Raw genomic sequence first — 26591 nt, 5'->3', positions numbered from 1 at the left:
CTGATGGATCCAACCCCTCCGCTGCTATAGTGCAGTCGGCTTCTGACGTTCAGTGCAGCCGTCTTCTGAAAACGACACCACCACATGACGATCGAAACACAACCTTTCGATAGCCTTTTGATCTGACAGCACAAACTTTAAGTGTGATCCGTCATCACAAAGTCGCTTTTGAGTTGTATTTGAGTATTTAAGCGACGTTGCTCACTATTCCTGATCTGCTGAATGGGATGCCAAAGGAGGGAATCTACAGAAGCTGGGCTTTGAGGTGAGTCATCTTTTCGACTCGCCGAACAAGCCAGCAGCCAAGCGCAGCGCGGCAGGCTACTGGAAGTTACGTACAAAAGCCCAACCATGTGGCACCATACTAACCGGAACTCTGTCTCAAACGACCAAATGGCCGTACCAATATGAAACCCGACAGCGATGTTATTCACCAGTTGATTACCCTCGCCAACAGCAACCCCCAGGTGCAGGTGCTTTGGCTTTACGGCTCCCGTGCCAAGGGGACTGCTGGTCCTGCCAGCGACTGGGACCTGGCGGTGGCCTTTGATCCGATCAAACAGAACGGACCCTTGGGCACTGCACTGGAGAATCGGTTGCGGCCCGAATTGCTAGCGCTGGAGTGGCAACGAGCCCTGGGGTTGGCAGAGGGGAAACTTTCGGTCGTCGATATCAATCAGGCCCCGATCCCGCTGGCCTTTGCGGTAGTCGATGCCAATCGTCCTCTCTATAGCAGTGATGAGGGGCGACGCTTGCAGGAAGAAGCGCGGATAATGTCGCAGATGGAACTTGGTTATCCCCGTCGCCAGATAGATATCAGTAAGCATCATTCAGAGGAGTAGAGATGAGCGATAACGCCTATATCGGCGCTTTGCGCATCAGCCTGTCGCGCTATCAGGCCGAGCTGTCAGAGATCCGGGCTATTCTGGCGCTGCGTGCGCTTTCCAATCTGGAGTACCGCGCCGCCGAGCGAACCCTGCAAGTGTCTATCGAAGCGTGTATTGGCGTGGCAAAGCACTGGGCTAAAGCATTGGCAAGTCATACCCCACAGGATGCCTATCAGGCATTTGAAATCCTGGCCCAGCGTGGTGAGCTATCCCCCGACACCTTGATCGGCTGGCGCAAGATCATTGGCCTTCGCAATGCGCTGGTGCACGACTATCTGAATATTGACCCCGAGATCATCCGTAGCGTCATTGCTCAAGGCTATAGCGACCAGCTATTCACGTTTGCAGAGCAAGGTCTCGACTGGTTGGCTGCCCATATTGATTGAAACTTCGACGTCATCTCTCCGTTTGCCGTTCTCTTACCCGCTATAAGGGATAAATGTTAAATACCGTCTATGGCGTGTAAATGATACTTACCCTCTACAACAGGTAAATATTGATATACCTGCCATAGCGTGTAAATTGGAAGAAGGCACGCTACCAGGTTGTCGAATCATGAAAGTAACCAGCGCCAAGCAGCTGAGCGCCTGTATCAAGGATGCCAGGCTTTCTCAAAAGCTCTCTCAAGGCAAAGTGGCCGAGAAAGTGGGGATTAGGCAAGACACAGTCTCCAGCTTCGAGCTCAACCCTGAGTCCACCAAGCTGGAGACCCTGTTCAAGATCCTCGCGGCACTCGAATTGTCACTGGACATCAAACCCCGCAATGAGTCATCCGATAGTCCGGCATCGGGCTGGAAGGAGGAGTGGTAATGGCCAATCTGGCTGTCTACATGAACGGCTATCGGGTAGGCACATTCACCAAAACTACCAGCGGCGCCCATCAGTTTCAGTACCATGAGTCATGGCTAGCACAACCGGGCAGCCGTCCGATCTCACTCTCCATGCCATTGCGCCATCAGGCCTACCGGGGCGATGAAACCTATAACTTCTTCGACAACCTGCTGCCAGATAATACGGAGGTGAGAAACAGGGTTGTAGCACGCTATCAAGCGGCATCAACCCAGCCCTTCGATCTGCTCAGTTGCATTGGCCAGGATAGCGTAGGGGCATTACAGCTGGTTACCGAAGGGCACGACGTTCCAGATGTCAGGCGAATCGACTACAAAGCACTTTCCGATGACGAGCTCGAGCAGATCCTGACCAGCTACAAATCAGGAATCCCTTTGGGGATGGTCAGAGAACAAGAGGAGTTCCGGATCTCTATCGCCGGGGCGCAAGAAAAGACTGCGCTGCTCTATCTCGATGACCGTTGGTACTTGCCACTCAACGCAACGCCGACAACCCACATTATCAAACTCCCTATCGGCAAGATTGAAAGCCACTCCTACTCGATAGACCTCTCCCAGAGCGTAGAAAACGAATATCTCTGCACTCTGATTACCAAGGAGTTTGGTCTACCCGTACCTCACTGCTTCATGATGCAGGTTGGCCAGGTCAAAGCACTGGCTGTGGAACGCTTCGACAGACGTTACGCTGCCGATCGCAGTTGGATCATGCGCCTTCCCCAAGAAGATTTCTGTCAGGTATTGAATGTTCCGTCAGCACGGAAATACGAGAACCATGGAGGACCGGGGATCACTGACATCATGAAAACCTTGCTGGGCTCTGCGACACCAGAACAGGATCGCTACCTATTCATGAAATCTCAGGTCCTGTTCTGGCTGCTGGCGGCCACCGATGGCCATGCAAAAAACTTCTCGGTCTTTATTGAGCCGGAAGGGCGTTTTCGCCTGACCCCTTTTTACGACATCCTATCTGTCTATCCAGTATTTGGCGGCCGAGGCCTCAACCGAAGGGACGCCAAGCTCGCTATGGGCCTAGCAAGCAGCAAGGGAAAGAAGTACGCCATTGAGCAGATATTCCCGCGTCATTTCTTCCAAACGGCGAAAGCTGTGGGATTTGAGCGTTCTGCTATGGAAGAGATCCTGACAGAACTGGCCAACTCCGTTGATGATGTTATTGAGAGCGTTACACAGCAATTGCCAGCAGGCTTCCCCGATACCATCAGCAGCACCATTCTAGAGGGCCTAAAAGCCCGCTCAGCCAGGCTGATAAAGGGCTGGGATTAAAATGGCGGTATGTGGGATGACTGCACGGTTAGCCAAACTACCTATGGGAAACTTGCACGGTTCGAAGAGTAAAGCGGCTTTCCAGGTTCCGGACGGTGCTACAGTCGGTTCAAAATATGTTCAAAACTCACCTAAAAAACGGTTTTAAGTGCGTGTGGTGGCATCACGTTGATTCATATGGGAAGGCTGCACGATCGAGAATGGACTATGTGGGAACGCTGCACGATAGCAGAAACCCGTGAGCGGCCTCTCAATATGCTGTTTTAGTTACTTTTACCCCAAGCGGCCCCCGAAAAGTCACTAACATATTGAAGATAATAGATTATTTACATTCTGCATCGGCAAGTAACGCCGCACGACAGACAATAAAAAGCCCGGGTTCATTCCGGGCTTTTTTGTGCGTTTTTTATCCGAAAACCTAGAGGCGGCGCAGACACCACATGAAGTAAGCGCCCCCTAACAGGGTGGAGACCAGCCCGACCGGCACCTCCTGCGGGAAGAGGATCTGCTGGCCGACCCAGTCAGCCGATACCATCAACAAGGCGCCGGAAGCGGCGGCTCCGAGCAAGTGCCAGCGGGCCCGCACCAGCCCCATCAGCTTGGCCATATGTGGCGCCAACAGACCGACGAAGGAGAGCGGCCCCACCACCAGGGTGGCGCTGGCGGTGAGCACGGCCACCAGCAGCAGGATAGCGAGCTGGGCGCGGTTGAGGCGAATGCCCAGCGCGGTCGCCACCGCACTCCCCATCGGCAGCAAATCGAGCCAACGGCTGACAAGCAGGCAGGCGGCCAGCATCAACAGCGCCAGCCCCACCAACCCATAGGCTACCGGCAGGGTGACGTAATAGGTGGAACCAGACATCCAGGAGAGCAGTTGCTGAACCCGCATGTCGCCGTTGGCCAGCGCGATAGCCTGCAGCGGCTCAAACAGTGCCGTGATGGCAATACCGGAGAGCAGGATCCGCTCCGGCTGGAAGCCGTGCTTGCGATTGACCAGCACCAGCAGCAACAGGCAGCCGAAGGCACCGAGCAGGCCACCGGCCAGCATCAGCGGCAAGGGCAATGCAGGCAGCAACAGCGCCGTGGCTATCACCCCCATAAAGGTGCCGCCGCTCACCCCCAGCAACTCCGGGCTCGCCATCGGGTTGTTGCTGACCCGCTGCAACAGGGTGCCCGCTAGCGCCAGCAGCACACCGGCCGCCCCCGCCGCCAGAGTGCGCGGCAACCGCCACTCTAGTTGGGCCTGCCAGCGCAACCAGCTTGGCCAACTCCAGCCCGTCATTCCCTGACCAAACAGCAGGGAGGCGACCATGGCCAGCAGCAGCCCGGCCAGCAACAAGCCGATAAGGCGAGCCGGTGCCGGATGGCGGGCCACCAGCAGAGCGGCGTTTGCCTTAGGCGTACCCGACTTGATGCCAAGGCGCGGGATCAGCCAGAGCAGCAGTGGTGCCCCCAGCATGGCGGTCATGGCGCCGGTGGGGATCAATACCGGCCAGAAGCGGCTCAAACTTTGCAGCAGCAGATCGGTCGCCGCCAGCAACAGGGCACCGAGGATCGGTGCCCACAGCAGCCGCTGGCCGAGCTGGCGGATCCCGAGCAGCCGTACCATGGCGGGCGCCGCCAGCCCGATAAAGCCGATCAGCCCCACCACGCTCACCACGCAAGCGGTGACAAACACTGCCAGCCCCAGTCCGGCAAAACGCAGATGCTGCAGGGAGACCCCCAGACTGCGGGCGCTGGCATCATCCAGCTCCAGCACCGCCAGCGGGCGTACCAGCACCGCGGCCAACGCAGCGGCTGCCAGCAGGCGGGGTAATAGGTAACTCACCCCGCTCCAGCTGTTCTGCACTAGCGAGCCACTGCCCCACACCAGCAAGCCTTTCAGCTCCTCCTGAAAGAACAGCAAGAACCCCATGCTGATGGCCGCCAGATAGAGGTTGATCACCAGCCCGGCAAAGACGATGACCACCGGATTGAGCTGGCGACGCCAGGCCAGGGCAAACACCAGCGCCATCGCAAGGCTGCCGCCAGCCATGGCGATCCACTCCCGCCCCAGCAGCAGCCAGGAGGGGGCAAACAGGGTCACCATCATCAACGCCAGTTGGGCGCCGGAGGCCACCCCCAAGGTGGTCGGTGACGCGAGCGGGTTGCGCAGCACCTGCTGCATCAGGGTGCCCGCCAGCCCGAGCGCCCCACCGGCCAACAGGGTGACAAGCAAGCGGGGCAGCCAGCTGAAATGCACCACTGCTTGGCTGACGTCATTCAGATTGGGGGCGAAGAGGCTCTGCCACCAGAGCGCACCGGGCAGCTGGCGAGCCAGCTCCCAATACGCGAGCGAGAGGGTCAACCCCAGCAGGATCGAGACCGGCCGCAGCAGCGGCGATGTGAGCAGTCGCTTCATCGGCTCGCCTCCATACGCTCGGCATCTTGCAGCAATGCATCGCTGAGCAGACCGGCGAAACGGCGGGCGGCAAGTACGCCGCCAAAACTCCAGACCGCAGGCAGATGCAACACGGGCGCCTGCCGTACCAGCGGCAGATGCTGCCACAGCCCAGGCTCCTGCAGCCGTTCGCTCACCCCTACCGGGATGGGATCGACCACCACCAGCCGCGCGGTTGGCAAGGTCATAAACTGCTCGATGCTGACCACCGAGAAACCCCAGTCATTGGTCTGCTCCTGCCAGCCATTACGCAGCCCAAGCCGCGTCATCACCGCATCGAACAGGCTGTGGCGACCAAACACCCGCACATGGCGCTCATCGATAAACTGCACCACCAGCAGGGGCGGCAGATCCGCAGGCAATCCGGCCTTAATACTGGCTAGTTCCTGGTCCAGCCCGGCCAGCAGCCGTTCGCCCTCGGCGGTTTTGCCCACCATACGGGCGAGAGTCAGGGTCACCTCGTGCAGCCGCTGCCATAGATCGGTTTGCCCATCATAAAGGGCAATGGTGCTCACCGGTGCAATGCGGGAAAGAGTTGGCGCCAGCGGGGCCGCCAGCGGCGAGATGAGGATGCGATCGGGTTTGAGCTCCGCCAGCAGCTCACGGTTGGGCTGGGTGCGCAGGCCGATATCTACCACCCCGGCGGGTAACCGTGGCTCACCGACCCATGCCTGATAGGGGCCTGCATCCCCAACGGCCAGCGGCGTCACCCCGAGTGCCAGCAGGATCTCGGCGATGGTCCAGTCGACGGTGGCGATACGGGGTAGCGCGCTGGTTGCCTCGTTTGTTGCGGATGATTGTACAGCCTGCAACGGGAGCGCCAGCAGCAGGCTGACGAGACAAGGGGCCATCTTCAATAAAAGGTTCAAGGATGCCCCCGGTCAGACGATGGCGATGGGATGAGCATGAGCCGGGTGGCGAATCACCTCCATCGGAATGCCATAGATGGCGTGCAGGGTCTCGCTGGTCATGAGCCCCTCAGGTTCGCCGTGGGTAAGCAGGCGGCCGGAATGGAGCGCCACCAGCCGATCGCAGAAACGGGAGGCCATATTGATGTCGTGAATGACGATGATGACCCCGAGGTTGAGCTGGCGACTGAGCTGTCTGACCAGGGTCAGCACCTCCACCTGATGGGCCACATCCAGCGCGGCCAGCGGCTCGTCCAGCAGGATGAAGCGGCTCTCCTGGGCCAGCAGCATCGCCAGCCAGACCCGCCCCCGCTCACCGCCGGAGAGGGTATCCACCAGCCGATCGGCAAAGCGTTCGGTATGGGTAAGGGCGATGGCACGCTCGACCTGACGGTGATCCTCCGCCCCCATCCGGCCCAGCAGGCCACGCCAGGGGTAGCGGCCCATCTCCACCAGCTCCCGCCCAAGCAGGTTCTCGGCGCTCGGCAAATGCTGGGGCAGATAGGCCACCTGACGGGCAAACTCCCGATTGCCCCAGTCGGGCAGCGGCTTGCCATCGAACAGGATCTCGCCGTCGCTGAGGGGTTGCTGGCGTGCCAGCAGCTTGAGCAGGGTCGATTTGCCCGACCCATTGTGGCCGATGAGGCCATAGACCTGCCCCTGCTCGAAACGCAGGTCGGTGGGGTGCAGCAACGTGCGGTCATTGACCGTGAAGCTGGCTGATTTCATCTCGAACATAAGCAATTCCTGTGCTGGCTTGCCGCCAGTCTCATCGGTGCCGGCATCAAGCTGGCACCTCGCAATCCAGATGGGCGATCGCATCACGGCTCACTGCGGCGCGGCGCGCCCCGGTCAGTTCGGTGAGCTGACCCTGACGCATCTCCAGCAGGCGATCGGCCAGCGGGAAGTAGTGATCATCGTGACTGATGGCAATCACCGTCTTGCCCATCTCCTTGAGGCGCGGCAGCAGCACCTGATAGAAGATGCGGCGGAACTGGGGATCCTGATCCGCAGCCCACTCGTCAAACAGCATCACCTCGCGCTGCTCGGCCAGCGCCAGCAGCAGGGCGACCCGCTTGCGCTGCCCTTGGGAGAGATCGATATCGGCGATAAAGCCATCCTCAATGGTGAGCTTGCTGCCCATCTGCAACCGCTCCAGCCACTCGGCCACCAGCTCATCCTTGGGTTCCGGCCCCAGCAGGTGCTGGAACAGGTGATAGTCGGTAAAGATGGCGGAGAAGAGCGCCAGATAGCCGTTGCGATCGGTGATCGGCTCACCATCCAGCAGGATCCGGCCCGATACCGGCTGGTAAAGGCCGGTCAGCAGCATGGCAAGCGTCGACTTGCCGGAGCCATTGCCGCCAATGATGAAGATCTGCTCCCCCTTTTCGATGACCAGATCGATGGGGCCAACGGCAAAACCGCCCTCCCCCTGATAGTGAAAGCTCACCTGCTCCAACTCGATACGCTGCCAGGGGCGGATGGCGGGCGGCAGCGGGAAATCCGCATCCGGCTCGGCCAGATTGAGGGCGGCGATCTTGTCGAACGCCACCTGAGCGGCAAGCAGGGTCGGCAGGGCGCCAATCCCCTGCAACAGCGGGGTGCGCAGGAACAGCAGGGTCAGCGCGAAGGTGGCGGCCACATTGGTGTTGGCCCAGCCAAGGCCGTTGGCCAGAAAGAAGACCAGACCGATCGCCCCCAGCATCATGATATTCGACCAGTTCACCGCGCTCAGGTGATAGGTGTCGGCGCGAATGATCTGCTGGCGATAGTCACGGGCATTTTGTTCATAGAGCTGGTGGTAAACGAAGTGAGCCCGCTCGCGGTTGAGCGCCAGCTCCTTGCTGCCAGCGATGATGGCCTGATAGTTCTGATAGAGCCGATCTTCGGCCTGACGCATTTGGGAGAGATGGCGATAAACACGGTTCACCAGCAACCAGCCCACCACCATGGTGACGGTGACCCAGAGCGCGGTCACCCCGAGCAGGGCCGGAGAGAGCCAGCCGAGGTAAAAGGCAGAGCCCAGCGTGAGCACCAGCCCCTGCACCAGCTCCGGCAGGCGCACGAAGGCGATGGTAATCTGGCCGATATCGCTGGAGAGGGAGGCCAGCAGTGGCCCCTGACCAATCTGGCGGATGCGGGCGACATCGGTATCCAGCAGTTGCTTGAGCAGACGGCCGCGCAACCGGTAGACAAAATGGTGACCGAGAGTGGTCAGGGCCAGCTGAGATCCGAGTGTGATCACCAGCAGCAACACAATCAGGCCGACCAGCTGACCGAGGATCGGCAGCGGATCACCTATAGATTCGATAAGAGACTGATTGATAAAGGCAATGACGCCAATCCCGCTGACTGCACTGAGCAGACTGAGCAGGGTAATGGCGATGAAGGGCCAACGATATTGGCGATAAACCAGAGACAAGAGTTCCATAACGGACCGGTATTCCAGAGAGATCAGAACAACTGCGGGTGAAAAGAAGGGCGGGAACCCAGTTCCCACCCGACTTCGATTACCAGCGGTAGTTGATGCTGCCCACTACGCTGCGCGGCTCGCCGTAGTAGCAGTAGTAGTCACAACTGGCCACGTAGGTTTCACCCAGCAGGTTGTTGACGTTGAGCTGGGCGCGCCAGTTCTTGGCAAAGTCATACCCGATCATCGCATCCCAGACGGTATGGGCCGGCACCTCGGCAGAGCCGTAGATGGGGGTGTAGTCCGCATTCACGGCGCCAATACCCACGCTGGAACCGATATAACGCACACCGGTACCCAGCTCCAGACCTGAAGCCACCCCTTGCTGCACCTTGTAGTTACCCCAGAAGGAGGCCTGGTGGCGCGGGATCAGGCTGGCACGGCGATCGCCACTGCCTGTGTCGTTGGTTTTGGCATCGGTGTAGGTATAAGCAGCGGTCAGACGCAGCGCATCGGTCACCTGCACGCTCCCTTCCAGCTCAACCCCCTGAGAGGTCACTTCACCCGCCTGGGTCTGCTGGCCGGAACCGGTAGAGACCAGCGAGTTGGTCTGGGCCAGATCGAACAGCGCCAGATTGATGTAACCGTCGAGGAAGGCAGGCGCATACTTCACGCCGGTCTCGTAGAGCTTGCCCTTGAGCGGCTTGTAGGAACTCTTGGTGTTGGGATCGATCCCCGGCAGCACCTCGAACGACTCGGCATAGGCAAAGTAGGGAGAGAGGCCGTTGTCAGCCAGATACATCAGGCTGCCCGAGAGGGAGAGCTCGTGATCGTACTGGCGCTCGTCCTTGCTGGTATTGGTGTTGTGGGTCTCCACATAGTCAAAACGACCACCGGCAGTCAGCAACCAGCGATCGTCCCAGCGGATCTGGTGCTGGGCATAGAGGCCGCTCTGGCCCTTGCTGCTCTTCTGGTGGGTAGCCGTGGACTCGTCAAAACCGGGGAAGCCGCTGTAATCCGGGTTCATGGTATTGATGGAACCCATGGCGTAGTTGTCGGCCTCGACCCCTTCATTGACATGGCGCTGCAGATCCACCCCCAACAACAGGGTCTGCTCGGTGCTGTCGGTGTTCCAGTAGCCCACCATCTGGTTATCCATGGTGGCACTCTTGGTATTGCCATCCCGGTAGACCAGACCGCGGTAGGCGGTCGTGCCTTCATAGGTCGGGAAGATATAAGTCTGGCGCAGCAGCAGATCGTTGTAGTTGAAGCGGACGTTCTGCTTGAACTCCCAGCTCTGGTTGAGCTGGTGGGCCAGCTCGTAACCGGTGGAGATCTGGGTATTGCGATTGCGATCGTAATCCGGCTGGCTCAGGTTGGTGGAGGGATCAATCTGGCCGCCCGAAGTGTTCAGGGTGCCATAGACCGGGAAGAAGCCGTTGGTCGGGACCCCTTCGTCGTGCAGGAAACTGGCCAGCAGAGTCAGACTGGTACGATCCGAAAGATCGAAGGTGACGCTGGGCGCCAGATAAACCCGATCGTTGTAAGTACCGGTAAGCACCCCATCACGCTCTTTATAAAGAGCCACCATCCGGTAACGGCTGTTGTCGGAGAGCGCGTCAGAGACATCCACCCCGACCTGACGATGATCCCGGCTGCCAAGCTGCAGATCCACCTGCCCTTGCGGCGTGGCGGTCGGCCGCTTGCTGATGGCATTGATCACCCCGCCCGGAGGCGCCTCACCGTAAAGGATCGAGGCTGGCCCCTTCAGCACTTCCACACTCTCCAGACCGAACGGTTCCGGCGTCCAGACGTAGTAGCCGGTGCCAAATAACCGGTTGCCATCCAGATAAGAGGCGGCATCGAAGCCACGCACCTTGAACCAGTCGGTGTTGTTGTCGGAACCATAGAGGCCGGTCAATACGCCGGAACGGTAGCGAATCGCTTCATCCAGCTGCAACACAGCGTGCTGATCCAGCTCCTCGCGATTAACTACGGAAACGGCGCGAGGCGTCTCGGCCATCGGCACTTCCACCTTCATGGCCGTACCGGTCACCACCATGGTTTCGCTGGCTTTGGGCAGCTCAGCGGTGGTTTGTTCTGCCATCAGCGGCAGGGAGACGAGCAAACCGGAGAGCGAAAGCACGCCGAAGGCGCCCTTCTTGCCGGGTCCTGTAGTGTATTTTTGCGCAATCATATTAAAGTCTCGTTTATCAATGAGTTATGTTGCTTTAATTGTTATTTGTGGTCGTTTGTCACGACATCACCCTGTTCCATGGGCGAATAAAGCAGCGCAATCCTACTACAGGAGCCGTGATCGAATCGATTCAATAATTGCTAATCATTTGCATCTACATTGTTATCTAGCTGCATCGTTGGCAAGATTTCGCGGGAGATGGGAGCCATCAGGAGAGCCATGGGTGGAGAAAAAAATGAAGAGGAATATAAAGAAGCAGAAAAAAGATCGGTAGGATGGATCCAGTGGCATTATCTGACTGGATCCATTATCCCCAAGCTTTATCCATATTTATCCACACCCTTTGGCGGTAGAATCCGGCTTTGCGTTTCTTTGTCTGAAATCAGGATCCATTCCATGGCCAAACTCAATATCGTCGTCGGCTCCATGCTGGGCGCCGCCGAATATGTCGCAGACCACGTTGCCAACCTGCTGGAACAGGCTGGCCACCAGACCCGGATCCACAACCCGGCCAAGCTGGCAGAGGTGCTGGATGATGCGGGATCCATCCTGCTGGTGGTCACCTCGACCCACGGTGCCGGTGATGTGCCCGATAACCTGCAACCCTTCGCCAAGGATCTTGCCGAGCAGCATCCGGATCTTAATTCATTGAAATATGGCGTGATCGCCCTTGGCGACAGCAGTTATGACACCTTTTGCCAGGGCGGCAAGACGCTGGATCGACTGTTGGCCGAGTGCGGTGCCAGCCGGATCGGCGAACGACTCGACATCGATGTGACCCAACACGAGATCCCCGAAGATGCCGCCGAAGTGTGGATCCGCGACTGGATGACGATGATCGCCTGATCAGCATGCGGGAGATCCTGAGAAAAAGCTTGATCTCCCCACTTATCCCCAGATCGACTATCCACCATGTTATTAACAGATTGATCCGGGGGAATTGTTCTACAAGGTTACCCACAACGCCCAGGGGTAATGTGCATAACTACGGTGTAAAGCTCTGCAAAACCTATAGTTATCCATGTATTAGATCCAGACTGACAGACCTCTGTGTATAAAAGCCCTGGTTATCCCCTCGTTCACCGGGCCAGGATCCAAGCTTTTCCACAAGCTAGGATCGTCCTTAAATTAATGATCTTTATGATCAAAAAGTGCTTATCAACAGAAAGGGCGGATCCTAATAAGAGATCCAGTAAAAGATCGATCTAAAGATCCTTAAGATCTAATTAGTGGATCCTCCCTTCATACTGAACGTTAAGTAGACGTTCCCCTCAGGACGCGAAACAGATAGAATGTTCCGCCCTTTAGCCCAGGCAAATAAAGATCTTCAGGCGTGCAGATCAAGGTGATCCCAATGCAATACCATGAACAATTTGATGTGATCGTCGTCGGTGGCGGTCATGCCGGAACCGAAGCAGCAACAGCGGCAGCCCGCATGGGCATGAACACCCTGTTGCTGACCCACAATATCGATACGCTGGGACACATGTCCTGTAATCCGGCGATCGGCGGGATCGGCAAGGGACACCTGGTCAGGGAAGTTGACGCACTCGGCGGGATCATGGCGCGTGCCATCGATCTTGGCGGGATCCAGTTCCGCACCCTCAACTCCTCAAAGGGCCCGGCAGTGCGAGCCACTCGTGCCCAGGCGGATCGCCTGCTCTACAAGGCCGTCGTTCGCCAGATGTTGGAGAACTACCCTAACCTGAAGATCTTCCAGCAGGCTTGTGACGATCTGATCATGGACGGGGATCGTGTTGCCGGTGTGGTCACCCAGAGCGGGATCCGCATCAGCGGCAAGACGGTGGTGCTGACGGTCGGTACCTTCCTGAACGGGTTGATCCACATCGGGATGGAAAACTACAAAGGCGGCCGCGCCGGGGATCCTCCCTCGATCGCCCTGGCCCAACGCCTGCGTGAACTGCCGCTGCGCATCGATCGTCTCAAGACCGGTACGCCGCCGCGCATCGATGCCCGCAGCGTCGATTTCTCTGTGATGCAGGCCCAGCACGGCGATGATCCGCGTCCGGTCTTCTCGTTTATCGGCGATGCCAGCCAGCATCCCCGTCAGGTGCCCTGCTACGTCACTCACACCAACGAGCGTACCCACGAGGTGATCCGCAATAACCTGGATCGCAGCCCCATGTACGCCGGGGTGATCGAGGGGATCGGCCCGCGCTATTGCCCGTCGATCGAAGACAAGATCACCCGTTTCGCCGACAAGACCGCGCACCAGATCTTCGTCGAGCCGGAAGGACTGACTACTCACGAACTCTATCCGAACGGGATCTCCACCAGCCTGCCGTTTGACGTGCAGGTGCAGATCGTCCGTTCCGTGCGTGGCTTCGAGAACGCCCACATCACCCGCCCCGGCTATGCCATCGAATATGATTTCTTCGATCCGAGGGATCTCAAGGCCAACATGGAGAGCAAGTGCATTCCAAACCTGTTCTTCGCTGGCCAGATCAACGGCACGACCGGTTACGAAGAGGCTGCGGCACAAGGCCTGATGGCCGGTCTGAACGCCGCGCTGCGTGCTCAGGACAAGGATCCCTGGAACCCGCGTCGGGATCAGGCCTACATGGGCGTGATGATGGACGATCTCTCCACCCTGGGGACTCGCGAGCCTTACCGCATGTTCACCAGCCGCGCCGAATACCGCCTGCTGCTGCGGGAAGACAATGCCGATATCCGTCTGACCGCCATCGGTCGCGAGCTGGGTCTGGTGGATGACGAGCGCTGGGGCAAATTCAACGCCAAGATGGAACAGGTCGAGCTGGAGCGTCAGCGCATGCGTTCAACCTGGATCCACCCGCAACACCCGTCACTGGAGGCTGTCAACGCCCTGGTCAACACCCCGCTGACCCGCGAGCAGAGTCTGGAAGAGCTGCTGCGTCGCCCCGAGGTGACCTACAATGCGCTGATGGCCATCGAAGGGGTCGGCCCTTCCGTGACCGATCCTGCCGCGGCCGAACAGGTTGAGATCCAGATCAAGTACGCCGGTTACATCGAGCGTCAGCACGATGAGGTGGAAAAGCAGCTGCGCAACGAGAACACCCTGCTGCCGCTGGATCTGGACTATCGCGAGGTGAACGGCCTCTCCAACGAGGTGAAAGCCAAGCTGAACGATGCCAAGCCGCAGACCATTGGTCAGGCTTCCCGCATCTCCGGCATCACCCCGGCGGCTATCTCCATCCTGCTGGTTCACCTGAAAAAACACGGCCTGCTGCGTAAAACCGCCTGAGGAATCCCATGTTGGAAAGATTGAACGGCCTGCTCAAGCAGGCCGAAATTGTTATCACCGATACCCAAAAGAGCCAACTGGTGCAGTTGGTCGAGTTGCTGCACAAGTGGAACAAGGCTTACAATCTCACCTCGGTGCGAGATCCGGACGCCATGCTGGTCAAGCATATCCTCGATAGTCTGGTGGTTAGCCCCCACTTGCACGGTGAGCGCTTCATCGACGTGGGGACCGGTCCCGGCCTGCCGGGATTGCCGCTGGCGATCATCAATCCGGACAAGCAGTTCGTCCTGCTCGACAGTCTGGGCAAGCGGATCAACTTCATCCGTCAGGTGATCCAGGAGCTGGGTCTGACCAATGTGACGCCGGTCAAATCCCGGGTTGAAGAGTATCAACCCGAGGTGGGGTTTGATGGTGTACTGAGTCGTGCATTCGCCTCGCTGGAGGACATGCTGAGCTGGTGTCACCACCTGCCGTCAGAACAGGGCTGCTTCCTGGCGCTCAAGGGACAATATCCCGAGCAGGAGCTGGCCCAGTTGCCTGCCAATATCCGTCTGGTAGCCTGTCATGAGTTGCGGGTGCCGGAGCTGGAAGGCGAACGTCATCTGCTGGAATTCAAACATATCCAGCCCGAATAGGGTCGCAGTTTCATTTAGGGGATCGTGTGGGAAAAGTCATCGCCATAGCCAACCAGAAGGGTGGAGTGGGTAAAACTACCACCTGTGTGAATCTGGCCGCCTCCCTGGCTGCCACTCGGCGCAAGGTGCTGGTGATCGATCTGGATCCGCAGGGCAATGCCACCATGGGCAGCGGTGTCGACAAGTATGACGTCGAGCGCACCGCCTATGAGCTGCTGATCGAGGATGCCCCCATCAGCGAAGTGATCATCCCTGAAACTTCCGGGGGCTATCACCTGATCGCCGCCAACGCCGACGTGACCGCGGCCGAAATCCGTCTGATGGAGTTTTTCGCCCGCGAAATCCGCCTGCGCAATGCGCTGGCCTCGGTGCGGGACAAATACGACTACGTCTTCATCGACTGCCCGCCTTCTCTCAACATGCTGACCGTGAACGCCATGGCTGCCGCCGACTCCGTGCTGGTGCCCATGCAGTGCGAATATTACGCGCTGGAGGGGCTTACCGCCCTGGTCGACACCATCAGCAAGCTGGCCGCCGTGGTCAATCCGGAGCTCAAGATCGAAGGGGTGCTGCGCACCATGTTCGATCACCGCAACCGGCTGGCCAATGATGTGTCCGATCAGCTAAAACAGCACTTCGGCGACAAAGTCTACCGCACCATCATACCCCGCAACGTTAGACTGGCTGAGGCCCCGAGTTTCGGTGCCCCGGCCATGCACTATGACAAATCATCGGTGGGCGCCAAGGCCTACCTGGCACTGGCTGGCGAAATGCTGCGCCGCCAGGAGCAGGAGCGTCAGGCGACCATCGCAGACCGAGAGAGCATATGACTCCGAAAAAACGTGGACTGGGCAAGGGGCTGGATGCCCTGCTCAGTACCAGCACGGCTGCCCGCCAGAAACAGGTGATGAGCGATCAACGTACCGAAGAGGCCATGGCCCCCACCAACCAGGGCGAGCTGCGCAAGCTGCCGGTGGAGTGGTTGCAGTCCGGCAAGTACCAGCCCCGCAAGGACATGTCTCAGGATGCACTGGAAGAGCTTGCCAACTCCATCCGCGCCCAGGGAGTGATCCAGCCCATCGTGGTACGCCCTCTCGGCGAACAATCCTTCGAAATCATCGCCGGTGAACGGCGCTGGCGCGCCTCCCAGCTGGCCCGTCTCGAGGTGGTGCCCTGCATCGTCAAGGATGTGCCCGACGAGGCCGCCGTCGCCATCGCGCTGATTGAAAATATTCAGCGGGAAGACCTCAATGCCATCGAAGAGGCGGTCGCTTTACAAAGACTGTTGACCGAATTCGAACTCACCCACCAGCAGGTGGCCGAGGCGGTGGGCAAGTCCCGCACCACGGTGACCAACCTGCTGCGCCTCAACCAGCTCAACGACGACGTGAAGCGTTTCGTCGAGCATGGCGACCTCGACATGGGCCATGCCCGTGCCCTGCTGGCCCTGAGCGGCCAGGCCCAGTCCGAACTGGCCAAGCTGGTTGCCCAGAAGGGGCTGACCGTGCGTGATACCGAGAAACTGGTGCAAAAAGCGCTCGAACCGGCAAAAGCCAGAGTCGAACCTGCCCGTGATCCGCAGATCGGTTACCTGGAGCGCCAACTGGCAGAAAAAATTGGCAATCAGGTGCAACTTCAGCCTGGCAAGCGGGATAGCGGGAAGTTAGTAATAAGTTACGAGAATTTGTCCGATTTGGACCGTATATTGGGCTATTTTGGCGTGTCGGAATCGTGATTTTTACGCTTTTTGTAGTAATAAAACATCCATTCCTTTTGATATGGCCATAACCTTGATTTGCCGCTGAAAGCCGCAAAAATTAAGGATTTTTGTCATATTGCAATAGCTGCCCTCAAGGGTATAATTTGACCGGCTTTAAGAGCTGTTAACATGGGGTCTTCGGATCCCGATTTTTTACAGTTCTGTAATGTTCAGGGGTAGGTTGGTGAAGCAGAAATTAGCCTTGGAAGGTTTGACACTGGCCTTGGTTATGCTCGTTTGTCAGCTCATCCTGATCCTGGCGATGAGTGCCGTCTGGTTTTACCTGACTGGTGCCAGCGCCGGTTATTCCGCCCTCTACGGAGGGGGGATGTACTGGGTTCCTCAAGCCTTGTTTACTGTCTGGGTGCTGCGCCGCAAGGTGACAACCGAGAGTGTGGGCCTGGTTTTGCGGGACTTTTATGGTGGGGCAGGGATTAAGCTCATTTCTACAACAGGTCTATTCGCCCTGATGTTTGGTGCGGGAGTCGAGGTCGTTACCGTCTCGTTTTTCGCCACTTATATCCTCGCCCTCGTTGTACAGTGGATGGTTTCATTCACGCTTAACAACCACTATTAGGAAAACTCATGTCTGCAACCGGAGAAGTCCTGACTCCTCAGGGATATATCTCCCACCACCTGACCCACCTTCAAGTCGGGTCCGGGTTCTGGACGGTCAATATCGACTCAATGATATTTTCCGTCGTGCTAGGCGCCCTGTTTATCCTGTTGTTCCGCAAAGTAGCCGTTAACGCTACCAGCGGTGTGCCGGGTAAGCTGCAGTGCTTTGTGGAGATGCTGGTCGAGTTTGTGAATGGTAACGTCAAAGACATCTTTCACGGTCGCAACAAGGTCATCGCACCTTTGGGGTTGACCGTGTTTGTGTGGATCTTCCTGATGAACTTCATGGATCTGATCCCCGTTGACTTTATCCCTCACGCTGCACAATTGATGGGTATTCCCTATCTGCGTGTGGTTCCCTCTGCTGACGTTAACATCACCATGTCCATGGCTTTGGGCGTGTTCTTCTTGATCCTGTACTACAGCATCAAGGTCAAGGGTATCGGCGGGTTTGTGAAGGAGCTGACGCTTCAGCCTTTCAACCACCCGGCGGCCATCCCGGTTAACCTCATCCTGGAAACTGTTACGCTGATTTCCAAACCTGTTTCTCTGGGTCTTCGACTGTTCGGCAACATGTATGCTGGCGAACTGATCTTTATCCTGATTGCGGGTTTGTTACCCTGGTGGTCACAGTGGATCCTGTCCGTGCCTTGGGCAATTTTCCACATCCTGATCATCACTTTGCAGGCATTCATTTTCATGGTTCTGACCATCGTCTATCTGTCGATGGCGCAGGAAGACCATAATTGATGCAACTCAAATAATCCTTTTTATACAATCAATTACATCTAAATAACTGGAGATCCTCATGGAAAACTTGAACATGGACCTGCTGTACATCGCTGCTGCAATGATGATGGGTCTGGCTGCTATCGGCGCTTCCATCGGTATCGGTATCCTGGGTGGCAAGTTCCTGGAAGGTGCTGCTCGTCAACCGGATCTGATCCCTGTTCTGCGTACCCAGTTCTTCATCGTAATGGGTCTGGTGGATGCGATCCCGATGATCGCCGTTGGTCTGGGTCTGTACGTGATGTTTGCGGTTGCTGGCTAAGTCGTTACGACTCTCCAGGCATAACCCATTAACTAACTTAAGAGGACATCGGCTGTGAATATCAATGCCACCCTCCTCGGCCAAGCAATTGCTTTTTTCTTCTTCGTAGTGTTTTGCATGAAGTACGTATGGCCGCCGCTGATTGCTGCCATCGAAGCCCGTCAGAAAGCTATTGCTGACGGTCTCTCTTCTGCCGAACGTGCCAAGAAAGATCTGGATTTGGCCAAGGCCAACGCCACCGATCAGCTGAAAGAAGCCAAGCTGCAGGCTGCTGAAATCATTGAACAGGCTAACAAACGTAAAGCCCAGATCATTGATGAAGCTGCCGCTGGTGCCCAATCCGAGCGGGAAAAAATCCTGGCTCAGGGCCGTGCCGAGATCGAAGCTGAACGTCATCGTGCCAAAGAAGAACTGCGTAAGCAGGTTGCTGCTCTTGCCATTGCTGGTGCAGAGAAGATCCTGGCGCGTCAAATCGACCAGGCTGCCAACAGCGACATCGTCGACAAACTGGTAGCAGAACTGTAACGGGAACGGGGCTATGTCTGAACTGACTACAATCGCTCGCCCCTACGCCAAGGCTGCTTTCGAGTTTGCCGTTGAGCACAAGGCGGTTGACCAGTGGCTGGGTATGCTCGGTTTCGCTGCGCAAGTAGCGGAAAACGAGACCATGCACAACCTGGTAAACGGCTCTGTGGCTGCCGAAGAGCTGGCAAATCTATTTGTCGGTATCTGTGGTGAGCAACTCGACGAGCATGGCCAGAACCTGATCCGGGTGATGGCCGAGAATGGTCGCTTGGGTGTGCTGCCGGCGGTCGTTGCTGAATTTGTAGCGTTCAAAGCTGAACTGGATAAAGAGGTTCAGGCTGACGTGATTTCGGCGATCGAACTGACCGACCAGCAGAAAGCCAATATTCAGGCTTCTCTGGAACAACGTCTCGCGCGCAAAGTGAAGCTGAATTGCAGCATCGATGCGTCCTTGATGGCCGGGGTGCTCATCAAGGCCGGTGATCTGGTAATCGACGGCACAGTCCGCGGTAAGCTGGATCGCATGGCTGACGCGCTGCAATCTTGATTGGGGTATTAGAGCATGCAACTGAATTCCACTGAAATCGCCGAGCTGATCAAGCAGCGCATTGCGCAGTTTGATGTAAAAAGCGAAGCGCGTAACGAAGGTACTATCGTCTCTGTGAGCGACGGTATCATTCGTATTCACGGCCTGGCCGATGCCATGCAGGGTGAGATGATCGAGCTGCCGGGCAACCGCTACGCTCTGGCATTGAACCTGGAGCGTGACTCCGTCGGTGCGGTGATTATGGGTTCCTATGACGGTCTGTCAGAAGGAATGAAAGTAAAAGGTACTGGCCGTATTCTGGAAGTGCCGGTAGGTCGTGGTCTGTTGGGCCGGGTGCTGAACACCCTGGGTCAGCCGATCGACGGTAAAGGTCCGATCGACAACGACGGCTTCTCGCCGATCGAAGTGATCGCACCGGGCGTTATCGAGCGTAAGTCTGTTGACCAGCCGGTCCAGACCGGTCTGAAAGCCATCGATGCCATGATCCCTATCGGTCGTGGCCAGCGTGAGCTGATCATCGGTGACCGTCAGGTTGGTAAGACCGCCATCGCGATCGACACCATCATCAACCAGAAAGATTCCGGCATTAAGTGTGTCTACGTTGCGATTGGCCAGAAGGCCTCTACTATCGCCAACGTGGTGCGCAAGCTGGAAGAGCACGGTGCCCTGGCCAACACCATTGTGGTCGTTGCCTCTGCCTCCGAAGCTGCTGCCCTGCAGTACCTGGCTCCGTATGCCGGTTGCTCCATGGGTGAGTACTTCCGTGACCGCGGTGAAGACGCGCTGATCATCTATGATGACCTGTCCAAACAGGCCGTAGCTTATCGCCAGATCTCCCTGCTGCTGCGCCGTCCGCCAGGACGTGAAGCTTACCCGGGTGACGTTTTCTATCTGCACTCCCGTCTGCTGGAGCGTGCTGCTCGCGTGAACGCCGAGTACGTAGAGAAGTTCACCAATGGTGCCGTGAAAGGCCAGACCGGTTCTCTGACCGCGCTGCCAATCATCGAAACCCAGGCCGGTGACGTTTCTGCGTTCGTTCCGACCAACGTGATCTCCATCACCGATGGTCAGATCTTCCTGACTTCACAGCTGTTCAACTCCGGTATTCGTCCGGCGGTTGACCCGGGTATCTCCGTATCCCGTGTAGGTGGTGCTGCCCAGACCAAGATCGTCAAGAAGCTGTCCGGTGGTATCCGTACCGCACTGGCCCAATATCGCGAACTGGCGGCATTCGCCCAGTTCTCTTCCGATCTGGACGATGCGACTCGCAAGCAGCTGGATCACGGTGTGAAAGTGACCGAGCTGATGAAGCAGAAGCAGTACTCTCCGCTGAGCGTGGCTCACCAGTCTCTGGTGCTGTTCGCCGCCGAGAAAGGCTATCTCTCCGATGTCGAGCTGAACAAGATCGTCGACTTCGAAGCCGCTCTGCTCTCTTACGCCAATACCCAGCATGCCGAGCTGATGGCTGAAATCAATGCCAAGGCCGACTACAACGACGCGATCGTTGGCAAGCTGACTGCGTTGCTGGATGACTTCAAGGCAACCCAGACCTGGTAAGCGTGTGTGGCAGCGCGAGCTGCCACCTGATGGAGAGTAAGAGATGGCCGGCGCAAAAGAGATACGTAACAAGATCGGGAGTGTGAAAAACACTCAGAAGATCACCGGCGCTATGGAAATGGTGGCAGCAAGCAAAATGCGCCGTGCGCAGGAACGCATGTCTGCCAGCCGTCCGTACGCTGAAACCATGCGCAAGGTGATCGGCCATATCGCTCAGGGGAACTTGGAATACAAGCACCCCTACCTCATCGAACGTGAGGTCAAGCGAGTGGGTTACATCGTCGTCTCCACCGACCGTGGCCTGTGTGGCGGTTTGAACATCAACCTGTTCAAGGCTGCCCTCAATGATATGAAGCAATGGAGCGCGAAAGGTGCCAAGGTTGACCTGGCACTGATCGGTAACAAGGCCTCCAACTTCTTTGAACGGCACGGCGCCAAGGTGAAAGCTCACGTCGCAGGACTGGGCGATAACCCGAGCGTCAATGACCTGATTGGTTCAGTCAAGGTCATGCTGAAGGCTTACGACAACGGTGAGATTGACAAGCTGTATCTGGTGTACAACAAGTTCGTCAACACCATGGTGCAGCAACCACGGGTCGATCAACTGCTGCCTTTGCCCGTAACTGAAGACAGCAAGCTCGCCAAGAAACACCACTGGGATTACCTCTATGAGCCGGATCCCAAGCAACTGCTGGATACCCTGCTGATTCGCTATGTCGAATCCCAGGTGTACCAGGGGGTAGTGGAAAACTTGGCAAGTGAACAGGCAGCCCGAATGGTTGCCATGCAAGCCGCGACTGACAACGCCGGTAACCTGATTAACGATCTGCAACTGGTATACAACAAGGCCCGTCAGGCCAGTATTACCCAGGAGCTGACAGAGATCGTATCCGGTGCTGCTGCGGTGTAAGGCAAGGGTTATCAAAGGTTTAGAGGATTTGACATGAGTAACGGTTTCATCGTCCAAATCATCGGCGCTGTGGTGGACATCGAGTTCCCGCAGGATGCCGTGCCCCAGGTGTACGATGCACTGAAGGTCGTTAGCGAAGGTCAAGGCCAGGGTCTGGTGCTGGAAGTTCAGCAACAGATCGGTGGCGGCGTCGTTCGTTGCATCACCATGGGCTCCTCCGACGGTCTGCGTCGTGGGTTGGAAGTAGTGAATAGCGGTAAATCCATCCAGGTTCCGGTCGGTACTGCGACTCTGGGTCGGATCATGAACGTACTGGGCGAGCCAATCGACGAAAAAGGTCCGATCGGTGAAGAAGAGTGCTGGTCTATCCACCGCGCTGCCCCCAGCTACGAAGATCAGTCCAACAGCAACGATCTGCTGGAGACCGGCATCAAGGTTATCGACCTGGTATGCCCGTTCGCCAAGGGTGGTAAAGTGGGTCTGTTCGGTGGTGCCGGTGTAGGCAAAACCGTAAACATGATGGAGCTGATCCGTAACATCGCGATCGAACACAGTGGTTACTCTGTATTCGCCGGTGTAGGTGAGCGTACTCGTGAGGGTAACGACTTCTACCACGAGATGATGGAGTCCAACGTACTGGACAAAGTATCTCTGGTTTACGGTCAGATGAACGAGCCGCCCGGAAACCGTCTGCGCGTTGCGCTGACCGGCCTGACCATGGCCGAGAAGTTCCGTGACGAAGGTCGTGACGTGCTGTTCTTCGTGGACAACATCTACCGTTACACCCTGGCCGGTACTGAAGTATCCGCACTGCTGGGCCGTATGCCTTCCGCAGTAGGTTACCAGCCGACCCTGGCCGAGGAGATGGGTGTTCTGCAAGAACGTATCACCTCCACCAAGACCGGTTCCATCACCTCCGTTCAGGCCGTTTACGTGCCTGCGGATGACTTGACTGACCCGTCTCCGGCGACCACCTTCGCCCACCTGGATGCGACTGTCGTACTGTCCCGTCAGATCGCGGCACTGGGTATCTACCCGGCCGTTGACCCGCTGGACTCTACCTCTCGTCAGCTGGATCCGCTGGTAGTTGGCAAAGAGCACTACGAGACCGCTCGTGGCGTTCAGACCGTACTGCAGCGCTACAAAGAGCTGAAGGACATCATCGCCATCCTGGGTATGGATGAACTGTCAGAAGAAGACAAACTGACCGTAGCCCGTGCCCGTAAGATCGAGCGTTTCCTGTCCCAGCCGTTCTTCGTAGCAGAAGTGTTTACCGGTTCTCCGGGTAAATACGTGCCGCTGAAAGAGACCATTCGTGGTTTCCAGGGCATCCTGAAAGGCGAGTATGACGATCTGCCCGAGCAGGCGTTCTACATGGTTGGCGGTATCGACGAAGTCGTCGAGAAATCCAAGAAACTGTAAGCCTCGACAGGAGGGCCCATGGCAGAGATGATCTCCTTTCACCTGGATGTGGTGAGCGCCGAAGGAAAACTGTTTTCCGGTCGCGTGCAAACTGCTCAGGTATCAGGCTCCGAAGGTGAGTTGGGTCTCCGCCACGGTCATGCTCCGTTGCTGACTGCCATCAAGCCGGGCCTGGTCCGCTTGGTGAAGCAGAACGGAACTGAAGAGGTGCTGTACATCTCCGGCGGCATGCTGGAAGTACAACCTGAATCCGTGACCGTGCTGGCGGACACCGCGATTCGTGCTGACGACTTGGATGAGGCGAAAGCCCAGGAAGCCAAGCGCGCAGCCGAAGAGCGGATCCACAGCTCCCATGGTGATATCGACTACGCCCAGGCCGCTACCGAGCTGGCCAAGGCGATGGCTCAACTGCGAGTCATTGATATCGTCAAAAAGAATTACCGCTAATAACGGTGATGTAAAAAGCGACCTTCGGGTCGCTTTTTTTTTGCCCGTTCGATAGACTCCGCCGAGTATTTCCACACAAGTTCAAGGTCGAAGTCATGTCTCTCAACGTCGTGATCCTGGCGGCGGGTAAAGGTACCCGCATGCGTTCCGTTCTGCCCAAGGTACTGCACCCGGTAGCCAACAAACCCATGGTTTCCCATGTGATCGATACCGCCCGTCAGGTGGGCGCCGAGCAGCTGCATCTGGTCTATGGCCACGGTGCCGAGCTGCTGAAAGAGCGGATCGTCGCTGCCGATGTCAACTGGGTGCTGCAGGCGCAGCAGTTGGGGACCGGTCACGCCGTTGCCCAGGCCATCCCGTTCTGGAAGGATGAAGACGACGTGCTGGTGCTGTACGGCGATACCCCGCTGATCCAGCCAGAGACTCTGCAACGACTGCTGGCTGCCAAGGCAAGCGATGGCATGGCACTGCTGACCGTGGTGCTGGACAACCCCACCGGCTATGGCCGCATCGTCCGTGAAAACGGTCAGGTGGTCGGCATCGTAGAGCAGAAAGATGCCAACGCCGAGCAGCTGACCATCCGCGAAGTGAACACCGGCGTGCTGGTGGCCAACGGCGGCCAGCTGCGCAGCTGGCTGTCGCGTCTGGATAACAAGAATGCTCAGGGCGAGTTCTACCTGACCGACGTGATCGCCATGGCGCACGGCGATGGCTGCCCTATTGCAGCTGTTCATCCGGAGCGTGCCGCCGAGGTGGAAGGGGCCAACAACCGGGTCCAGCTGGCTGCCCTTGAGCGCAGCTACCAGCAGATGCAGGCCGAGAAGCTGATGATCGCCGGTGTCACCCTGATCGACCCGGCCCGCTTCGATCTGCGCGGAACCCTCGAGATCGGTGAAGAGGTGGTGATCGACGTCAACGTCATCATCGAAGGCAAGGTAACCCTCGGCAACCACGTCCGCATCGGTGCCGGTGCTGTGCTGAAGGATTGCGTCATTGGCGATCACACCGAGGTTAAGCCCTACTCCATCGTTGAAGGGGCTCAGGTGGCGGATCAGTGCTCGGTCGGCCCATTTGCCCGTCTGCGCCCGGGTGCCGTGCTGGAGCAGGATGCCCACGTCGGCAACTTCGTCGAGATGAAGAAGGCCCGTCTGGGGGTTGGTTCCAAGTGTGGTCACCTCACCTATCTGGGAGATGCCGAGGTGGGTGCCAAGGTGAATATCGGTGCCGGTACCATCACCTGCAACTACGACGGCGTGAACAAGTTCCAGACCATCATCGAGGATGATGTGTTTGTCGGTTCCGATACCCAGCTGGTAGCGCCGGTGCGCATCGGCAAGGGGGCGACTCTGGGGGCGGGTTCCACCATCACCAAGGATGTGGCCGAGAACGAGCTGGTGATCACCCGGGTGCCCCAGCGTCACATCAAAAACTGGGCTCGCCCGGTCAAGAAGAAGTGATGCCCGATCAATAAAATAGAACCGGCGCCTGATGGCGCCGGTTTTTTTTGGCTTATCACTGATGGCTGGGGTCACTGCTCGATGGCTGGGGGGCCGCCCATGTGGTGGTGGGGGCGCTGTAGTCCATCACCTGATACCAGTCGAGCTTGCGGGTCAGCATCATGATCAGCGCCAGGGTGGTGAACAGCAGCAGGGCGCCGAGCAGCAGGGCTATCTCTTCAGCCTGCAGCAGGCTGTAGAGGATGGCATAGACCAGCCCGAGCAGCGCCGCGAAGCCGATCCCCTGCTTCGGGCCACCCAGCACATGGCTCAGATAGAAGCCGTTGAGCAGCACACTGGCCAGCGCGGCCACCAGATAGGCCCAGCCAAAGCCGAGGTGTTCGGTTAGCGCCAGCAACACCAGATAGAAGATGGCCAGCCCCATGCCCACCAGCGCGTACTGGATCGGGTGGACCCGCAGCCCCTTGAGCAGCTCGAACATGAAGAAGCTGATAAAGGTGAGGCCGATAAACAGCAGGGCATATTTGGCCGCCCGCTCGTTGAGCTGATAGTGATCCACCGGCTGCACCAGACTGACGCTGAAGGTGGAGAGATTGCTATCGCCCCCGTTCATCATCCGGTTGAAGCGGGTCTCCATGTCGCTGGCGAACCAGCTGGTTTGCCAGTCGGCCTCAAACCCTTGTGGGCTAAGGGTGCGACTGCCCGGCAGAAAGTCGCCGATGAAGTTGGGATGGGGCCAGTTGCCCGCCAGCAGCAGGGTGCTCTCCTTGCCCAGCGGCACTATATCGAGGGCGTTCATCCCCTGCAGATTGAGCTCCAGATGGAAGGTGCCATCCTGTTGTGGCAGGCTGTCGAGCGGGGCATGGATACCCGCCAGCGCGTCACCGAGGCGGGCGCCGGGGGAAAACGGGATCCGCTGGGTGCCGAGTTGCAGTTCGGGGACGCTGTTGATACCGCGAGCATCGGAGAGCACCAGGCTCAGGTAGGGTTTGCCCGCCACCAGCTCGGCCGTTTCACCGAGCGGTGGGGTCGTGCTATCCAGCAGACTCTGTCGGGTAGGCAAGCGGCCGGAGAGGGTGAGCCGGGTCTGATAGACCTGCGCCTGATAGATGCCCAGCTTGCGCGGGGTGACCTCCATGTTGGCCTTGATATCCAGCTGCTCCGGCAGCAGGTAGCTGTAGATCTGCTCTTGACGGACGAAGCGCTTGCCCTCCTGTTCGACCGTCATCGAGCGGGTATAAGGCTGCACCAGGATGGGTCCCATCAGTCGCTGCGGGCCGCTGCTGCTGGCCATGATGCTGTGAATGGCCTGACTGCGGTAAGCCTGACGCTCCCGGTTCAGCTCCATGATGGATTGCACCGGTACCATCAACAGCAAGCTGAGCAACAGCAGCAGAAAGATCTTGTGGGTGAATATCTGTTTGACCATGACACGTCTCCTTGTTGGA

General features: G+C 57.8%; 25 protein-coding genes. 19 read left to right on the top strand and 6 right to left on the bottom strand.

What is annotated here, in order from left to right; translation table 11 throughout:
- The first annotated feature begins 407 nt into the window (after positions 1-407).
- The 4 genes from mntA to PG888_RS18225 all read left to right on the top strand — a co-directional run bounded on the left by mntA (position 408) and on the right by PG888_RS18225 (position 3016).
- Positions 408-842 (top strand): type VII toxin-antitoxin system MntA family adenylyltransferase antitoxin, encoded by a 435-nt coding sequence (mntA, locus tag PG888_RS18240; protein ID WP_270693932.1) that lies wholly within the window; start codon positions 408-410, stop codon positions 840-842.
- 2 nt (positions 843-844) lie between these two features.
- Entirely contained in the window at positions 845-1273 is a 429-nt protein-coding gene (hepT, locus tag PG888_RS18235; RefSeq protein WP_270693933.1) for a type VII toxin-antitoxin system HepT family RNase toxin, read from the top strand.
- 169 nt (positions 1274-1442) lie between these two features.
- A complete protein-coding gene (locus PG888_RS18230) occupies positions 1443-1697 on the top strand; it encodes a helix-turn-helix domain-containing protein (RefSeq protein ID WP_042047685.1) in 255 nt (84 codons plus the stop codon).
- Positions 1697-3016 (top strand): type II toxin-antitoxin system HipA family toxin, encoded by a 1320-nt coding sequence (locus PG888_RS18225; protein ID WP_270693935.1) that lies wholly within the window; start codon positions 1697-1699, stop codon positions 3014-3016. Before PG888_RS18230 ends, PG888_RS18225 begins: the two co-directional genes overlap by 1 nt.
- A 418-nt stretch (positions 3017-3434) precedes the next feature.
- On the opposite strand, the gene fhuB is transcribed toward PG888_RS18225, so the two are convergent.
- The 5 genes from fhuB to PG888_RS18200 form a co-directional block, all read right to left on the bottom strand.
- Positions 3435-5417, bottom strand: coding sequence for a Fe(3+)-hydroxamate ABC transporter permease FhuB (fhuB, locus tag PG888_RS18220; protein WP_270693937.1), 1983 nt, complete (start codon positions 5415-5417; stop codon positions 3435-3437).
- Entirely contained in the window at positions 5414-6307 is an 894-nt protein-coding gene (locus tag PG888_RS18215) for an ABC transporter substrate-binding protein (protein WP_213393209.1), read from the bottom strand. The genes fhuB and PG888_RS18215 overlap by 4 nt, the downstream gene beginning before the upstream one ends.
- A 30-nt stretch (positions 6308-6337) precedes the next feature.
- Positions 6338-7102 (bottom strand): ATP-binding cassette domain-containing protein, encoded by a 765-nt coding sequence (locus PG888_RS18210; RefSeq protein WP_043820686.1) that lies wholly within the window; start codon positions 7100-7102, stop codon positions 6338-6340.
- A 46-nt stretch (positions 7103-7148) separates the two neighbouring features.
- Positions 7149-8795 (bottom strand): multidrug ABC transporter permease/ATP-binding protein, encoded by a 1647-nt coding sequence (locus PG888_RS18205; RefSeq protein ID WP_270693938.1) that lies wholly within the window; start codon positions 8793-8795, stop codon positions 7149-7151.
- Between the two features lie 79 nt (positions 8796-8874).
- Complete coding sequence (locus PG888_RS18200) at positions 8875-10971, bottom strand: TonB-dependent siderophore receptor (RefSeq protein WP_270693939.1); 2097 nt, start codon at positions 10969-10971, stop codon at positions 8875-8877.
- Between the two features lie 396 nt (positions 10972-11367).
- On the opposite strand from PG888_RS18200, the gene mioC reads away from it, so the two are divergent.
- From mioC to glmU, 15 genes are all read left to right on the top strand, one after another.
- Positions 11368-11817 carry an FMN-binding protein MioC gene (gene mioC, locus PG888_RS18195; protein WP_163129593.1) on the top strand — a complete coding sequence of 150 codons (450 nt, stop codon included), beginning with the start codon at positions 11368-11370 and terminating at the stop codon, positions 11815-11817.
- Positions 11818-12325: 508 nt separating this feature from the next.
- Complete coding sequence (mnmG, locus tag PG888_RS18190; RefSeq protein WP_270693940.1) at positions 12326-14215, top strand: tRNA uridine-5-carboxymethylaminomethyl(34) synthesis enzyme MnmG; 1890 nt, start codon at positions 12326-12328, stop codon at positions 14213-14215.
- An 8-nt stretch (positions 14216-14223) separates the two neighbouring features.
- A complete protein-coding gene (gene rsmG, locus PG888_RS18185; RefSeq protein WP_005339331.1) occupies positions 14224-14850 on the top strand; it encodes a 16S rRNA (guanine(527)-N(7))-methyltransferase RsmG in 627 nt (208 codons plus the stop codon).
- 26 nt (positions 14851-14876) lie between these two features.
- Positions 14877-15680, top strand: coding sequence for a ParA family protein (locus tag PG888_RS18180; RefSeq protein WP_042063279.1), 804 nt, complete (start codon positions 14877-14879; stop codon positions 15678-15680).
- Positions 15677-16585, top strand: coding sequence for a ParB/RepB/Spo0J family partition protein (locus PG888_RS18175; RefSeq protein ID WP_005342343.1), 909 nt, complete (start codon positions 15677-15679; stop codon positions 16583-16585). Before PG888_RS18180 ends, PG888_RS18175 begins: the two co-directional genes overlap by 4 nt.
- Before the next feature lie 190 nt (positions 16586-16775).
- Complete coding sequence (locus PG888_RS18170) at positions 16776-17186, top strand: ATP synthase subunit I (RefSeq protein WP_201909234.1); 411 nt, start codon at positions 16776-16778, stop codon at positions 17184-17186.
- 8 nt (positions 17187-17194) lie between these two features.
- Positions 17195-17977: a F0F1 ATP synthase subunit A gene (gene atpB / locus PG888_RS18165; RefSeq protein ID WP_042063276.1), complete on the top strand. Its 783-nt coding sequence runs from the start codon at positions 17195-17197 to the stop codon at positions 17975-17977.
- A gap of 58 nt (positions 17978-18035) precedes the next feature.
- Positions 18036-18278: a F0F1 ATP synthase subunit C gene (atpE, locus tag PG888_RS18160; protein WP_005307205.1), complete on the top strand. Its 243-nt coding sequence runs from the start codon at positions 18036-18038 to the stop codon at positions 18276-18278.
- Positions 18279-18332: 54 nt separating this feature from the next.
- The gene (gene atpF, locus PG888_RS18155; RefSeq protein WP_005339336.1) at positions 18333-18803 is read left to right on the top strand and encodes a F0F1 ATP synthase subunit B; all 471 of its coding nucleotides are present in this window, start codon (positions 18333-18335) and stop codon (positions 18801-18803) included.
- A 13-nt stretch (positions 18804-18816) separates the two neighbouring features.
- Positions 18817-19350, top strand: a complete 534-nt coding sequence (atpH, locus tag PG888_RS18150) for a F0F1 ATP synthase subunit delta (protein ID WP_005342351.1) — start codon at positions 18817-18819, stop codon at positions 19348-19350.
- 15 nt (positions 19351-19365) lie between these two features.
- Entirely contained in the window at positions 19366-20907 is a 1542-nt protein-coding gene (gene atpA / locus PG888_RS18145; protein WP_033138551.1) for a F0F1 ATP synthase subunit alpha, read from the top strand.
- A 43-nt stretch (positions 20908-20950) separates the two neighbouring features.
- Positions 20951-21817: a F0F1 ATP synthase subunit gamma gene (gene atpG / locus PG888_RS18140; protein WP_042656889.1), complete on the top strand. Its 867-nt coding sequence runs from the start codon at positions 20951-20953 to the stop codon at positions 21815-21817.
- A gap of 33 nt (positions 21818-21850) precedes the next feature.
- Positions 21851-23239: a F0F1 ATP synthase subunit beta gene (gene atpD, locus PG888_RS18135; protein ID WP_005342353.1), complete on the top strand. Its 1389-nt coding sequence runs from the start codon at positions 21851-21853 to the stop codon at positions 23237-23239.
- Between the two features lie 18 nt (positions 23240-23257).
- Positions 23258-23686 carry a F0F1 ATP synthase subunit epsilon gene (locus PG888_RS18130; RefSeq protein ID WP_005342354.1) on the top strand — a complete coding sequence of 143 codons (429 nt, stop codon included), beginning with the start codon at positions 23258-23260 and terminating at the stop codon, positions 23684-23686.
- Positions 23687-23781: 95 nt separating this feature from the next.
- Positions 23782-25143: a bifunctional UDP-N-acetylglucosamine diphosphorylase/glucosamine-1-phosphate N-acetyltransferase GlmU gene (gene glmU / locus PG888_RS18125; protein ID WP_270693946.1), complete on the top strand. Its 1362-nt coding sequence runs from the start codon at positions 23782-23784 to the stop codon at positions 25141-25143.
- A gap of 55 nt (positions 25144-25198) precedes the next feature.
- On the opposite strand, the gene creD is transcribed toward glmU, so the two are convergent.
- Positions 25199-26572, bottom strand: coding sequence for a cell envelope integrity protein CreD (gene creD / locus PG888_RS18120; RefSeq protein ID WP_270693947.1), 1374 nt, complete (start codon positions 26570-26572; stop codon positions 25199-25201).
- Positions 26573-26591 lie beyond the last annotated feature (19 nt).

This window comes from Aeromonas sp. QDB23, from assembly GCF_027707745.1.
GTDB classification, from domain to species: Bacteria; Pseudomonadota; Gammaproteobacteria; order Enterobacterales; family Aeromonadaceae; genus Aeromonas; species Aeromonas allosaccharophila.
This window is presented reverse-complemented; position numbering and strand designations above follow the sequence as displayed.

Excerpts from the sequence above, each read along its gene's own strand:
- mntA (WP_270693932.1), top strand. The coding sequence starts at position 408 with ATGAAACCCGACAGCGATGTTATTCACCAGTTGATTACCCTCGCCAAC.
- hepT (WP_270693933.1), top strand. The coding sequence starts at position 845 with ATGAGCGATAACGCCTATATCGGCGCTTTGCGCATCAGCCTGTCGCGC.
- PG888_RS18230 (WP_042047685.1), top strand. The coding sequence starts at position 1,443 with ATGAAAGTAACCAGCGCCAAGCAGCTGAGCGCCTGTATCAAGGATGCC.
- PG888_RS18225 (WP_270693935.1), top strand. The coding sequence starts at position 1,697 with ATGGCCAATCTGGCTGTCTACATGAACGGCTATCGGGTAGGCACATTC.
- fhuB (WP_270693937.1), bottom strand. The coding sequence starts at position 5,417 with ATGAAGCGACTGCTCACATCGCCGCTGCTGCGGCCGGTCTCGATCCTG.
- PG888_RS18215 (WP_213393209.1), bottom strand. The coding sequence starts at position 6,307 with ATGGCCCCTTGTCTCGTCAGCCTGCTGCTGGCGCTCCCGTTGCAGGCT.
- PG888_RS18210 (WP_043820686.1), bottom strand. The coding sequence starts at position 7,102 with ATGTTCGAGATGAAATCAGCCAGCTTCACGGTCAATGACCGCACGTTG.
- PG888_RS18205 (WP_270693938.1), bottom strand. The coding sequence starts at position 8,795 with ATGGAACTCTTGTCTCTGGTTTATCGCCAATATCGTTGGCCCTTCATC.
- PG888_RS18200 (WP_270693939.1), bottom strand. The coding sequence starts at position 10,971 with ATGATTGCGCAAAAATACACTACAGGACCCGGCAAGAAGGGCGCCTTC.
- mioC (WP_163129593.1), top strand. The coding sequence starts at position 11,368 with ATGGCCAAACTCAATATCGTCGTCGGCTCCATGCTGGGCGCCGCCGAA.
- mnmG (WP_270693940.1), top strand. The coding sequence starts at position 12,326 with ATGCAATACCATGAACAATTTGATGTGATCGTCGTCGGTGGCGGTCAT.
- rsmG (WP_005339331.1), top strand. The coding sequence starts at position 14,224 with ATGTTGGAAAGATTGAACGGCCTGCTCAAGCAGGCCGAAATTGTTATC.
- PG888_RS18175 (WP_005342343.1), top strand. The coding sequence starts at position 15,677 with ATGACTCCGAAAAAACGTGGACTGGGCAAGGGGCTGGATGCCCTGCTC.
- PG888_RS18170 (WP_201909234.1), top strand. The coding sequence starts at position 16,776 with ATGTTCAGGGGTAGGTTGGTGAAGCAGAAATTAGCCTTGGAAGGTTTG.
- atpB (WP_042063276.1), top strand. The coding sequence starts at position 17,195 with ATGTCTGCAACCGGAGAAGTCCTGACTCCTCAGGGATATATCTCCCAC.
- atpE (WP_005307205.1), top strand. The coding sequence starts at position 18,036 with ATGGAAAACTTGAACATGGACCTGCTGTACATCGCTGCTGCAATGATG.
- atpH (WP_005342351.1), top strand. The coding sequence starts at position 18,817 with ATGTCTGAACTGACTACAATCGCTCGCCCCTACGCCAAGGCTGCTTTC.
- atpA (WP_033138551.1), top strand. The coding sequence starts at position 19,366 with ATGCAACTGAATTCCACTGAAATCGCCGAGCTGATCAAGCAGCGCATT.
- atpG (WP_042656889.1), top strand. The coding sequence starts at position 20,951 with ATGGCCGGCGCAAAAGAGATACGTAACAAGATCGGGAGTGTGAAAAAC.
- atpD (WP_005342353.1), top strand. The coding sequence starts at position 21,851 with ATGAGTAACGGTTTCATCGTCCAAATCATCGGCGCTGTGGTGGACATC.
- PG888_RS18130 (WP_005342354.1), top strand. The coding sequence starts at position 23,258 with ATGGCAGAGATGATCTCCTTTCACCTGGATGTGGTGAGCGCCGAAGGA.
- glmU (WP_270693946.1), top strand. The coding sequence starts at position 23,782 with ATGTCTCTCAACGTCGTGATCCTGGCGGCGGGTAAAGGTACCCGCATG.
- creD (WP_270693947.1), bottom strand. The coding sequence starts at position 26,572 with ATGGTCAAACAGATATTCACCCACAAGATCTTTCTGCTGCTGTTGCTC.